The sequence below is a fragment of the Pseudolactococcus piscium genome (assembly GCF_002441695.1).
Lineage (GTDB): Bacteria > Bacillota > Bacilli > Lactobacillales > Streptococcaceae > Pseudolactococcus > Pseudolactococcus piscium.
On the sequence record NZ_JXJW01000028.1, the window covers coordinates 1 to 13,016 of the forward strand.

The 13,016-nt window shown below is 37.1% G+C and carries 15 protein-coding genes; 14 read left to right on the forward strand and 1 reads right to left on the reverse strand.

The window, feature by feature from the left end:
• Positions 1-174: 174 nt before the first annotated feature.
• Positions 175-930, reverse strand: a complete 756-nt coding sequence (locus RU86_RS10935; RefSeq protein WP_096815336.1) for an ABC transporter ATP-binding protein — start codon at positions 928-930, stop codon at positions 175-177.
• A gap of 561 nt (positions 931-1,491) precedes the next feature.
• On the opposite strand from RU86_RS10935, the gene RU86_RS10940 reads away from it, so the two are divergent.
• The 14 genes from RU86_RS10940 to RU86_RS11005 all read left to right on the forward strand — a co-directional run bounded on the left by RU86_RS10940 (position 1,492) and on the right by RU86_RS11005 (position 12,667).
• Positions 1,492-1,794: a nucleotidyltransferase family protein gene (locus tag RU86_RS10940; RefSeq protein WP_342743760.1), complete on the forward strand. Its 303-nt coding sequence runs from the start codon at positions 1,492-1,494 to the stop codon at positions 1,792-1,794.
• Positions 1,791-2,186 carry a HepT-like ribonuclease domain-containing protein gene (locus RU86_RS10945; protein ID WP_096815337.1) on the forward strand — a complete coding sequence of 132 codons (396 nt, stop codon included), beginning with the start codon at positions 1,791-1,793 and terminating at the stop codon, positions 2,184-2,186. Before RU86_RS10940 ends, RU86_RS10945 begins: the two co-directional genes overlap by 4 nt.
• Positions 2,187-2,449: 263 nt before the next feature.
• Positions 2,450-2,965, forward strand: a complete 516-nt coding sequence (locus RU86_RS10950) for a YehS family protein (protein ID WP_096815338.1) — start codon at positions 2,450-2,452, stop codon at positions 2,963-2,965.
• A gap of 121 nt (positions 2,966-3,086) precedes the next feature.
• Positions 3,087-4,958 (forward strand): tRNA uridine-5-carboxymethylaminomethyl(34) synthesis enzyme MnmG, encoded by a 1,872-nt coding sequence (gene mnmG / locus RU86_RS10955; RefSeq protein ID WP_096815339.1) that lies wholly within the window; start codon positions 3,087-3,089, stop codon positions 4,956-4,958.
• A 126-nt stretch (positions 4,959-5,084) separates the two neighbouring features.
• Positions 5,085-5,465, forward strand: a complete 381-nt coding sequence (locus RU86_RS10960; protein ID WP_096815340.1) for an OsmC family protein — start codon at positions 5,085-5,087, stop codon at positions 5,463-5,465.
• Positions 5,466-5,791: 326 nt separating this feature from the next.
• Positions 5,792-6,292, forward strand: a complete 501-nt coding sequence (gene infC / locus RU86_RS10965; protein WP_047915273.1) for a translation initiation factor IF-3 — start codon at positions 5,792-5,794, stop codon at positions 6,290-6,292.
• Positions 6,293-6,324: 32 nt separating this feature from the next.
• Positions 6,325-6,525, forward strand: a complete 201-nt coding sequence (gene rpmI, locus RU86_RS10970; RefSeq protein ID WP_003140675.1) for a 50S ribosomal protein L35 — start codon at positions 6,325-6,327, stop codon at positions 6,523-6,525.
• A gap of 60 nt (positions 6,526-6,585) precedes the next feature.
• Positions 6,586-6,945, forward strand: a complete 360-nt coding sequence (gene rplT / locus RU86_RS10975) for a 50S ribosomal protein L20 (protein ID WP_047915274.1) — start codon at positions 6,586-6,588, stop codon at positions 6,943-6,945.
• 324 nt (positions 6,946-7,269) lie between these two features.
• Positions 7,270-7,764 (forward strand): ferrous iron transport protein A, encoded by a 495-nt coding sequence (locus RU86_RS10980; protein WP_096815342.1) that lies wholly within the window; start codon positions 7,270-7,272, stop codon positions 7,762-7,764.
• Complete coding sequence (gene feoB / locus RU86_RS10985; protein ID WP_096815343.1) at positions 7,757-9,859, forward strand: ferrous iron transport protein B; 2,103 nt, start codon at positions 7,757-7,759, stop codon at positions 9,857-9,859. The genes RU86_RS10980 and feoB overlap by 8 nt, the downstream gene beginning before the upstream one ends.
• The gene (locus RU86_RS10990; RefSeq protein ID WP_096815344.1) at positions 9,856-9,990 is read left to right on the forward strand and encodes a FeoB-associated Cys-rich membrane protein; all 135 of its coding nucleotides are present in this window, start codon (positions 9,856-9,858) and stop codon (positions 9,988-9,990) included. Before feoB ends, RU86_RS10990 begins: the two co-directional genes overlap by 4 nt.
• 618 nt (positions 9,991-10,608) lie before the next feature.
• Positions 10,609-10,998: a hypothetical protein gene (locus RU86_RS10995; protein ID WP_096815345.1), complete on the forward strand. Its 390-nt coding sequence runs from the start codon at positions 10,609-10,611 to the stop codon at positions 10,996-10,998.
• A gap of 32 nt (positions 10,999-11,030) precedes the next feature.
• Positions 11,031-11,285 carry an enhanced serine sensitivity protein SseB C-terminal domain-containing protein gene (locus tag RU86_RS11000; protein WP_245810519.1) on the forward strand — a complete coding sequence of 85 codons (255 nt, stop codon included), beginning with the start codon at positions 11,031-11,033 and terminating at the stop codon, positions 11,283-11,285.
• A 521-nt stretch (positions 11,286-11,806) separates the two neighbouring features.
• Complete coding sequence (locus RU86_RS11005) at positions 11,807-12,667, forward strand: Rgg family transcriptional regulator (RefSeq protein WP_096815347.1); 861 nt, start codon at positions 11,807-11,809, stop codon at positions 12,665-12,667.
• Positions 12,668-13,016 lie beyond the last annotated feature (349 nt).

Genomic DNA, 13,016 nt, shown 5'->3' on the forward strand with positions numbered 1-13,016 from the left:
CCAAACCACCCTTGGAATGCTTTGGGAATCTGTGACATCTGACTACCAAACATGTCGTGGATTGATGGAAACATCATGCCTACACTAAAAACAATTAGAAAAATACCAAGGAACCAGCTTAATAGTGAAAAGCGTTGTTCAAATAACGTCTTGCTAAATATACTTCTGAGCATCCTAATCTCCTTTATTATTTCCTATGTGATGGCTATTTTTTTGGACTAATGCTTCAAATACCGCATCTAGATCGATTACTTCTCTTTTAGGGGCCATTTTTTGTAAGTTGCTCATCAGTTCATTGGCAACAATTTTACCACCAATAATAAAAATCACGCGATCACAAATTTCGGACACTTCACTTAAATTATGAGATGAAATGAATACTGCACCACCATTTTTTTGATGTTCACGAATAATATCGATAAAAGCATTCTGAACAATGGGATCAAAACCACTAGTCGGCTCATCCATAACTAATAGCTTTGGGGTATTCATGACAGCTGCAATCAAGCCAATCTTTTGTCGATTCCCACGACTAAGGTCCTTAATTTTTTTACTTAAATTTGCATCTAGCTTGTTGGCAAGTGCATTAACTTTATTTTCTACTTCTTGATCCCACTTACCACGCAAATTTGCAAAATATTTTAACGCTTGATACCCAGTCAGATTTCGATCAAGATTCATATCAGTTGACAGATAAGCAAGGTGTTGATGAAGTTGTGCAGTATTGTCACGACTTAATTTTTTACCATCAATATAAATTTCACCACTACTTGGACTTGTCATCCCTAAAATCATATCGATCGTTGTTGACTTACCAGAGCCATTAGGACCAACAAAACCAACAACTTCACCTGCAACAACTTCAAAACTTTCATTTGAAACAGCAGTAAACTTGGCAAAATTTTTTGTTAAGTTTTTAACTTTCAGCATATTTTACTCCTCTTATTGTTTGAAAAATAGTATGATTCCTAACCTATCTTTCACTTTAATTATAGCACTTTCGCTTTTTTTTAGTTAGCATAACTTGCTAAGAAAAAAGATCACAATAATGATGGGACCCATTGCTGACTAAAAGGCATTTGTATTTAATTACAGGTTATAGTATAGACTTTATGTTAAAAACTCCTCTCGAAACTTCACAAATTGTAGTAGGCGACGATATGAGCCACAATTCGTACTTTTCTTTTTGTGTCGTAAATTACAAAGTAAATGAAAAAAAATCAACTTTATCTGTTTACAGATAGATCACAAATAAATAAGGTATCAGGTATGCTGATCCTTTTAAATTTTCCGATAGAAAGTGAAAACTGAACATCATAGGACATGATATGCTTGTTTCTATGAAAATACAGCAGACAATTTTTGTCTGTTGTAACCTGCTTATCAGTCTTTTTTTTCAATTTTGCTTATAAGTGGTTTAGAGCAGATAAAATTATAGGCTTTAAAAATGTGTTATAATTAGATAAAGAAAGAACTAAGGAGGTAAACCAAATGATAGTATTAACAATAGATGAAATTAAGGAAAAAGTCACACCGATTGCAAAAAAATATGGTATTAAAGAAGTTTATCTCTTTGGTTCATATGCTCGTGGTGAAGCTGATGAAAATAGCGATATTGATTTAGCATATTCAAGTAATCATTTTATAAAAGCAATAGCACTTGAAGTTGAATTAGAAAATAGTCTAGGAATACCAGTTGATCTAGTTAATCTAGAGCAAATATTATCTGCGGATAGCCCGATTGGTAAAAGAGTTAAACAAAGATTTGAGAGAGAGGAGCTAATGATTTCATGAGAAAAGTTGATATCGAAGAAGATATTTATTATTTACAGCAAATGAACTATTGGGTTGCTAAAGTAAAAGAACGACTTGCTGACGTTAACAGATACGGCTTAGATTTATTAGATGAAATGGTAATTGACAGTTTGGCCATGAATATTGGTCAGATTGGCGAACAAATGAACTCTGAAAAACTCTCTAAATACACACAACAAAAATTTATGAGTGATAGTTATTGGAGTGGTATCAGTAAATTTAGAAATAAAGCTTATCATCATTATGGCAGTCGTGACAAAAAACAAATTTTAGATATTGCTTTAAATGATTTGGATGAATTGGTAGATAGAGTAAATCATATCATTTTAAAATTAAAAATCGATTTGGACGAAAGCAGATCTGAATTTTAGAAAAAAGTAGTCGTTAAGACTAGAGATTATATTGATGATAAATGAAACACAAAATAAAAGGTATCAGGTATGCTGATCCTTTTTAATTTTCCGATAGAAAGTGAAAACTGAACATCATACGACATGATGTGCTTGTTTCTATGAAAATACAGTAGACAATTTTTGTCTGTTGTAACCTGCTTATCAGTCTTTTTTTCAATTTTTCTTATAGGTGGTTTAGAGCAGGTAAAATTATAGGATTTAAAAATGTGCTATAATTAGGTATGAATAATAATGATATTTTAATTCGGTTACGCTATACTTTTGACATCAAAGATAGCGATATGCTACATATTTTTGAGTTAGGTGGGCTAACGCTTAGCTTGGACGAGCTGCGCCTGATCATGAAAAAACAAGACCTAGATACTGAGCGAGATCAAGCGATATCGCGTGAGGATCTAGAGCGCTTTTTAAATGGCTTCATCATTAGCCAGCGTGGTGTCAAAGTCGATAAGGACGGGCAGGCACTACCAGCAACTTTTGACATGACAAGTGATGCTTTGATTAATAATGTGACCATCAAGAAACTAAAGATTGCCATGACTTATACGACGGATCACCTACAAGACTTTTTAGCACAGGCTGGCAAAACAGTTTCCAGCAGTGAATTATCAGCTATCTTGCGAAATAAAGATCATAGAAACTATAAACCCGTTGGGGATCAAATCTTGCGTAACCTACTAAAGGGAATGGCTTTGGAGTACCGTGGTAAGGGCAATGTTTCAGATAGAAAATCTTGACCGACAGCTATATTTTTGCTAAACTAGATTTATAATAATTCAAGGTAGTCAAGTACCAAGAAAAATAGGCAACTATTTTTCGCGTGCTTGATTTTTTGTTTGGAATGAAATAGAGGAAATAATGCAAATTCAAGAAAATTTTGATGTCATCGTGGTTGGTGCAGGTCATGCAGGAAGTGAAGCAGCGCTTGCTTCTGCGCGTATGGGCAGTAAGACGTTACTGGTTACGATTAATTTAAATATGGTGGCCTTTATGCCATGTAATCCATCAGTTGGTGGATCAGCTAAGGGGATTGTTGTTCGTGAAATCGATGCCCTTGGTGGTGAGATGGGTCGTAATATCGATAAGACCTATATCCAGATGAAAATGCTCAACACGGGTAAGGGGCCAGCTGTTCGTGCCCTTCGTGCACAAGCAGACAAGGATTTATATGCGCGTGAGATGAAGAAAACGATCGAGGAAACTGAGAACCTGACCTTACGTCAGGCTGTTGTAGATGAAATTCTCGTTGAAGCTGATAAAATCACAGGGATCAGAACATCGACAGGTACGATCTATTCGGCCAAGACAGTCGTCATTACGACAGGTACTGCCCTTCGTGGTGAGATTATCATCGGTGAATTGAAGTATTCATCAGGGCCAAATAATTCACTAGCATCTATTGGTCTGGCAGATAATCTCCGTGATTTAGGCTTTGAAATTGGTCGTTTTAAAACAGGTACACCACCACGTGTTAAGTCGAGTACCATCGACTACAGTAAGACTGAAATTCAACCTGGTGATGACAAGCCAAATCATTTTAGCTTTTTATCTAAAGATGCAGACTACCTGACGGACCAAATCCCGTGTTGGTTAACCTATACTAAGAATGCCACACATGCCATCATTCATGATAATCTCCACCGTGCACCGATGTTCTCAGGTATGGTAAAAGGCGTGGGGCCACGTTATTGTCCTTCTATAGAAGATAAAATCGTGCGCTTCGCTGACAAACCCCGTCACCAATTGTTCTTAGAACCTGAAGGTCGGGATACAGAAGAAGTCTATGTGCAAGGCTTATCAACTTCTATGCCAGAAGATGTTCAGTTCGATATACTCAAATCGATTCCAGGGTTGGAAAATGCTGAGATGATGCGTCCAGGCTATGCCATCGAATATGATGTTGTCCTACCGCATCAACTACGTCCGACGCTTGAAACAAAACTGATTTCAGGCTTATTTACGGCAGGACAAACCAATGGTACATCAGGCTATGAAGAAGCAGCAGGTCAAGGCTTGATTGCAGGGATAAATGCAGCCCTCAAAGCACAAGACAAACCTGAGTTTATCCTCAAACGCTCAGATGCCTACATCGGTGTTATGATCGATGACCTGGTTACTAAAGGAACGATTGAACCTTACCGCTTGTTAACCAGCCGTGCAGAATATCGGTTGATTTTGCGTCATGATAATGCTGACATGAGATTAACACCGCTTGGTCGCGAAGTTGGCCTAGTCGATGATCATCGCTGGCAAGTATTTGATATCAAAAAATACCAATATGAAAATGAGATGCTCCGCCTTAAGAAAAATAAACTTAAGCCGATTGCTGAAACAAATGCTAAGATAGAAGCACTTGGCTTTAAACCACTTACGGATGCCTTGACTGCAGCTGAGTTTATGCGTCGTCAAGAAATCACTTATGCTATCGCTAATGACTTTATTGGGCAATCAGCCGAAGTCCTTGACTCGAAAATTATCGAGTTGATCGAAACTGAAATTAAGTACGAAGGTTACATCAAAAAAGCACAAGATCAAGTCGCTAAAATGCACCGATTAGAAGCGAAACGTATCCCTAAAAATATCGATTGGGATGCCTTGGATAGTATTGCGACTGAGGCCCGCCAAAAATTCAAGAAGATTAATCCGGAAACGATTGGTCAAGCCAGTCGTATCTCAGGGGTCAATCCAGCTGACATCAGTATTCTGATGATTTACCTGGAAGGTAGATAAAGGCAGGTATCTCTAAGCATTCTTCTTGACAAGCCGCCCCATTACTTGGTAAAACTAAGGTAGCGCATATGACACGCTTTGCCAAGTGCCTTTAGGTAACTTGCAAGTTAGAATGGAGACTTATCGATGAAGTTAGTATTAGGAGAGAACGGTGTTGAATTAGTACACCCAGCAGGTAACTGGCATTTAAAGCAAACGATTGGCTATTCTCCAGTAGAAGCTTTGGTGGCATCAGTCGCAGCATGTAGTATCTATGTCTATAAAAATATTTTAGAGAATTCAGGGATTGCCTTTGAGTTGGTAGATGCGACGGTAAACTATGAACGAGATGCTGATAAAAAAGCACAACCTGTCAGTGAGATTACGATCAATTTTGAGATGAAAGTAGCAGCAGCAGATCAGAAAAAAGCCAGTCGTGCACTACGCCTTATCGCACCAAACTGTCCCGTCATCCAAACCCTAGACGCATCTGTAGTGGTTGAGGAGACCGTTAGCTTTGTCGATTAAGTTGCTTGATATGTTGCAAGTATGCTAGCAAAGTAATTGATTAACAACAAATAAAGTCATTTATTCAGATTAATCATCATTTTATGTTGACATTATCATCAAACCTTGATATACTAGAGAAGTTGAAAAGCAGAGAGCCCCCGCTTTCTCGCCAATATTGCGTAAGCTACTTGGCATCAAAATGAATTTATTCTCTGGTTTCAGAGTTCATTTATAGCGGGCTTTCTACGGAAAGTCCGTTTTGTTTTTCAATGAAGAAGCTGGCTCAGTTAGTCAGCAGAACATTCACAGTAAGGAGAACAATCATAGCAAGAGAAAGAGTAACAATGAATCAGGCGATTCGTGCAAACGAAGTCCGTCTCATCTCTGCAGATGGCGATCAACTCGGTATTACACTGACGCGTGATGCGCTTAATCAAGCCATGGATTTAGATATGGACTTGGTGTTGATTTCAGCACAAGCAACACCGCCTGTTGCCAAAATCATGGATTTTACAAAATTCAAATTTGAGCAAAAGAAAAAACTGAAAGAACAAAAGAAAAATCAGACTGTTGTTACAGTCAAAGAAGTTCGTTTGTCTCCAGTTATTGACCAAAATGACTTTGATACAAAATTGCGTCAAGCAAGTAAATTCCTTGAAAAAGGAAACAAAGTTAAAGTATCTATCCGCTTTAAAGGTCGGATGATTACCCATAAAGAAGTTGGTCAAAAAGTCTTGGATGATTTCGTTATCGCAACCCAGGACATCGCCCACGTTGAACAACGTGCTAAGATGGATGGCCGCCAAATGTTTATGCAATTGGCACCAGGCGAAAAGAAAAAATAATTACTAACTAAACTATTAGAGGAGATTTGAAAATGCCAAAACAAAAATCACACCGCGCTTCAGCAAAACGTTTTAAACGTACTGGTTCTGGAGGACTTAAACGTTTTAAAGCCTATACAAGCCACCGTTTCCACGGGAAAACTAAGAAACAACGTCGTCATCTTCGTAAAGCTGGTATGGTATCAACTGGTGACTACAAACGTATCCGTAAAATGGTTTACTCTCTTAAATAATAGAGCACTAAATCAAGCATAGACTACATTAAACTAAGATATAAATAAGGAGAACTATAAATGGCTCGTGTTAAAGGTGGCGTTGTAAGCCGCAAACGTCGTAAACGTGTACTGAAACTTGCGAAAGGTTATTATGGCGCAAAACATACTTTGTTCCGTACTGCCAAAGAACAAGTAATGAATTCATATAACTATGCATTCCGTGACCGTCGTCAAAAGAAACGTGACTTCCGTAAATTATGGATTGCACGTATCAATGCAGCAGCGCGTATCAACGGTTTGTCATATTCTAAAATGATGCACGGTTTGAAATTAGCTGAGATTGAAGTTAACCGTAAGATTTTAGCTGATCTTGCTGTTACTGATGCAGCAGCTTTCGCAGCATTAGCTGAAGCGTCTAAAAAAGCATTAAACAAATAAGACTTAAAATTTAAAAAAGCTGACTCATCTGAGTCGCTTTTTTTTGTTTGTCAAGTTTTAGGTTAGAAAGCGCTAGCAAACCTATCATGCTAACTACTTGCCAGCTATCAATTTGAGGAGATCAAGTCTGTAAAAATAGGCAAACTGCTTTGTCCAAAAGTGACTAAAATATTTTTCTTTATTTGTCTAACATCTTTTACTTTTTTGTGCTATAATAAATTTGTAAACAAGTTGATTGAATTTTCTATTATCATTTGTTATGCATTTAAATATGAAAGGAATGGGTATTAGTCCGAAACCAGCGATTAATCTCATATAATAGAAATGATCACATTAAATACTTGTCAATTAAAACAAACTTATTTTGTCTCTCAAATACATGGCGATCTGGATACGAAAAAACATTTGCAAAACTTAGGCTTTGTCAAAAATGCACGAGTAGCTTTGATGAATCGGGATAAAAGTAATGGGGTGATTCTGATTCATAATTCACGTATTGCCTTAGACAACACCATTTTAGCTAATATTGATTTATCAAAAGAGATGATTGGAAATGAGCACTTTGCCAAATTGTCGACGATAAAACCTGGTCAGACTGCCTTAGTTTTAGGCATAACAACAGATAATTTGTCAGATGCATCAGATCATGCAGTCAAACGTCGTCTCCTAGATATGGGCGTCACGCGTGGGACGCGCATTTATGTCAGAAAAGTAGCGCCATTTGGTGATCCGATGGAGTTACATGTGAGAGGGTATGAGTTAACCTTGCGTAAAAGTGAAGCAGAAAAAGTAGAAGTGAGTGTACTAGAGCATGACTGACAATAAACGATTTGCCTTGGTCGGTAATCCCAATTCGGGTAAGACCTCGACCTTTAATATTTTGACGGGGTCAACACAATATGTCGGTAACTGGCCAGGGGTAACAGTAGAGCGTAAGTCAGGTAAGTATACGAAAGATAAGTCGATTGCCATTCAAGATTTACCTGGTATTTACTCACTATCCCCTTTCACGCCTGAGGAAAAGGTCACACGTGATTATCTCTTATCTGACGATTATGATGTTGTGATTAATATCGTAGATGCGACCAATATCGAGCGCAATCTCTATCTGACAACGCAGTTGATTGAAATCGGTAAACCTGTTGTCCTGGCCTTAAATATGACCGATTTACTCGTTAGAAATAACATTTTCATCGATACTGAAAAACTATCTTATGCCTTAGGTGTACCTGTTGTCAATATTTCAGCCCTTAAAAATAAGGGGTTTGATGCCTTAATTGCGGCCAGTAAGAAAGCCATCACACCAGATGTTGTGCTGAGTTATGATGAACGATTTGAAGCGACGATAGCTGAGATTTCAGGGGTTACGACGATAGAGAATCGCTTTACCCTCATCAAATTATTTGAAAATGATGCGGAAATGATTGAACTGGCTAAGTTAACACCAACACAAGCAGCAGAAGTGAGTGAAATTGTAACCATCGCTGAGAAAATCTTCTTGGATGATCGCCAAAGTATTGTTGTTAACGAACGTTACCAATATCTAACGACCATGGTTGCCATGGTTGAGAGCAAAACACAAGGTGTTCGGCTCAATATTTCAGATAAGATAGACAGTTTTGTCACCTCACGTATTTTTGGCTTACCTTTTTTTCTCTTTGTCATGTGGGCTGTCTACTATATCAGTATCCAGACAGTCGGCATCGGGGGAACGAACTGGGTTAACGATGTTTTGTTTGGTGAACTTGTCCCCAACTTCGCACAAAAAGCGCTTGATTTTCTACATATCGCACCGATCGGTCAAGGCTTAATCCTGGATGGGATTGTTGCTGGTGTCGGCTCGGTACTCGGTTTTATTCCACAGATTTTTGTCCTCTTTGTTTGTCTAGGGATTTTAGAAGACTCAGGTTATATGAGTCGGGTTGCCTTTGTCATGGACCGTATTTTCCGTCGATTTGGCTTATCAGGTAAATCATTTATTCCGATGTTGATCGCGACAGGCTGTGGGATTCCCGGCGTTATGGCATCACGGACGATCGAAAATGAACGTGACCGTAGAATTACGATCATGGTGACGACTTTCATGCCCTGTTCTGCTAAACTACCCGTTATTGCCTTGGTGGCAGGCGCACTATTTCCAAATAATTCACTAATTGCGCCAAGTGCCTACTTCGTCGGCATCCTGACGATTATCATCAGTGGGATTATGTTGAAAAAAACGAAGATGTTAGGCGGTTCGGTCACACCATTTATCATGGAGTTACCAAATTATCACCTACCAAAATGGTCAAATGTCCTCAAATATGCCTTTGATAAAGGCTTGAGTTTTATCAAACGCGCAGGAACGATTATTTTAGCAACAACGATTCTCTTATGGTTCTTACAGACTTTTGATTTCCATCTACATATTGTTGAGACTGACAAGTCTATCCTAGCAGACATCGGACGTGTCATCATGCCCGTATTTGAACCACTCGGCTGGACCTCTTGGCAGGCGACGGTATCGACCTTTACTGGTTTATTGGCTAAAGAAACACTCGTTTCGACGATGGGTGTCCTCTACCATGCTAAGGCGGGTACTGCGCTAGAAACAGCGATGCAAAGTAACTTTACTCAGTTGTCAGCTTATACGCTGCTCTTGTTTAACCTCCTTTGTGCCCCATGTTTTGCAGCGATTGGTGCTATCTATCGTGAGATGGGCAATGCCAAATGGACTGGTATCGCTGTTGGTTTCCAATGTGGCATCGCTTATATTTTTAGTTTTATCGTCTTCCAACTAGGCAGTGTGTTTGCGACTGGACAAGTCGGTATTGGTGCCGTCCTTGCTGTTATAGCGCTTGCTATCGGCTGTTACTTCCTCTTTAGGAAGCAAACCTATGTCGGTGTCTCTCTTAAAGAAAGTGTGAACGTATGAATCTCCAAACTTGGCTGATATTTGGTCTTGCAATCGCCATTGCTGGCTTCGCCTTTTATAAGTATATCAAGTCTCGTGGTGCCTGTGACGACTGTAATTGTGCCTGTCCAGTGAAAAGAGAAATGAAGTAATTGAAAATGTTATTGGGTACACTCATTAAAGCTAAAGTTTAGTCAATACAGAAAAGCCGAAGAATGTTCTATTTCTTCGGTTTATTTTGTTTCCGCTTAACCCCTTAATCGTATTTGAGGTCGTAAGAAGTCTTTTATAAAATTTTTTTATCGTTTATAGACCGGTTATCTTGTTTTGGTTTCCCAAAATACTTGAGTAAACGTCTAGAGAAGGCGTTATGAAGACTGAGTGTTTTTCTTTCACCACAATCAAAGAGAGTATAACAGTTTACTTTAACTTGATTTTGATATAGCTTTGGTAAATTTCCTACTAAATAAAATAATCGACAGTTCTTCTTATTCGCATTTGACAGATCAGTTTGCTATATTATTGAGCACATATATAAATTGTGATATGAGACTTATAAATGTCTCGGTCATCATACATAACGATAGCTTAATTACGTCGATGATAGTCGACTACATAGACGGTAATCCTGTATTGTAAGTCCTATTTGCCTTTAAAAAGTTGCATTTCCTTTATCTTCACTATCTTTTTGTTCATTTTTACACTAGAATAGTCTTAGAGAGAAACATTGCAACTGAAATAAAAAAGACATTATCGAAAAGGAAAAAAACGTGAAATTATTTGAAAAATTCAAGAAAAAAGCACAAGTTAAACACAAAATTAACCATTCAGATGAAGATATAATAGCCGATATTTTTAAAAAACTAAAACTAAATAAAAATATTATTTTGAAAATTAGCGAAAATAAGGGATTGGCTGTATTTAAAGGTGATTTTCAAAATCAAGAAAGATTATATATTCAAATTTTTTCTAGCATCATCTCAACAAGGGGGGAAGAAAATGAGTATTTTGCAGAAGTTGATTTTGATTATCTTGTGACAATTTTTGAAGATCACCCAGATATTGCATTTGCAGTATTGGATATATTTGATGAAAAACCAATTTATTATCCAAGAAATGCCTTTACAAATCGATATATAATAAAAAAAATACATCAATAAAAATTGGTCAACCATCAAATAAACCAATTGGCTTGATTGAAATTGCAAAAGAATTTTCGAAAAATTGTGAAGAAATTTCTGCTGTTTATTTGGCATTGATGGAAAATAATGGAAGTTACTCATTTCTAATATGTATTGATGGTGGTAATTATGAAAAATTGTCGAAAAAATTTAGCGAATTTATCTATGAGAATGCTCCGGATAAGTGGATTTTGGATAATCCAGTTGATTTTTCAGAGGACATGTTGCAAAAATATGGTGAGGAGTACAGAATTTATCAAAAATAATGCTGCAAAATTTGAAGTCAGATTATCACATCCAACCTCTTATGGGCAGATGATTTTAGCATAAATATCGTTGGAAATGATGTTAAAACTACAGACTTCAATAGTGAATTAATTTTCCCTGATAAACCTAGTCATCTGTCATGTACTGATTAATTTTGTTTTACCTTTCAAGTATAACGTTATCACATAGGATGATGACGTTTTTTGATGCCAAACATCCAGTAAACGCGCTTTTATAATGTAAAATTATCTGAATTCATCTCCTTTAAACTTGACTTTTAGGTAATATAGTCGTAAAATTTAATTATAAACAAGGGAGTCTCTTGACTGTCATCTCGGTATAGAAACTTGTCTAGTTTTACTAGATAAGTTTTTTTGAGTAACGCGTTTACCTTCTAGCTTAGAAAAAAGGAGCTATCACAGTGGCATTTCTGGCTAGGTGTCGTTAAGATAAGTGAAAAAGTGACTGTCTGTGCTATAAAATAGGCCACCTATTTTTTCATGATGGAGATTGGAGAAAAATGACTGAACGACAAGACAATTTGTGCAAGGGAATGGCACTTGGTGCTTACTACAAGAAAACACGTGAAGCACGTGGGTATTCTATTGCTGAAATAGAGACGGATTATCTCCATAGTTCTCAACTATCACGCTTTGAAAAGGGAAAGAGTATGTTTTCAGCAGAGTGTTTATTGTTGGCAATTCAGAGACTGAACATGACACCAACTGAATTTTTTGCTTTGATGCCAAACTATGAACCAAGTAGGTTACATGTATTTATGCAAGAGATAAGTAATTTTGCCATGGAAAACGATATAGTTAAAATGAAGCAAATGCTAAAACCGGATGCCAAAAAAACGATAGATAGGCTCTTTAATATCATGGCTAAGGTTGCGATATTTGATTCATCACAAGAAGACTTAATTACAGATCAAGATCGGCAACTCGTTTATGATTATCTGACAAGTATTCAACAATGGACGCTCTTTGAAATTGATGTCTTTTCGAGTTGTTTAGCGGCACTAGATATAAAATCTGCCTACTACCTGGGGCTAGAGATGTTGGAGAGCAATGACTTATCTGATCTACTAAACTCTCATGGTGATGATGTTAAAAAAGCTTTGATAAATTTATATGTACACTTGATAAGCCATGAATACTATGCACGTGCTGATACCATTAAACGTGAATTATCCAAGCTATTTAATGCGTGGGATATGGAAGGTAGGATTATCATTTATATTTTTGATGTTTTTTCGAGGTACAAACGAGAAAAAAGCGCTGACCTTTTCGAGGAGATACAGCGCGATATTCAAAGTTTAAAAAAATTTGGTGTTACAGCTTTTGCTGAACGAATTGAGATGTTTTTGCAAAAAACTTGAATTGCCTAACCCTAACCTGATGTACCGTCAGTGCCTAGGCAATAGTAGTGAACGTAAAAACTCAAACATAAGCTATCTTCCTTTCAATATTAAGTTGATAGCTTTATTATAACAAATTGAAAGCGGTTTCTAATGCGAATTGCTAATCAGCAAAATTTATGGGGTGTAATTGCTAATCAGCATAGATTTCCTTATAAAATTGTTGATTAGCAATTTTGGGATTTTAGCTAAAAAGGTATGATAGCATTTAGCTTACAAGTCATTTTGTACGGCTATTTAAAATTAAGGGCCTATCTTATAGGTAGGCTTAGCATGAAGGGATTTTGGTAGGTGGGTTATGATAAAAAAA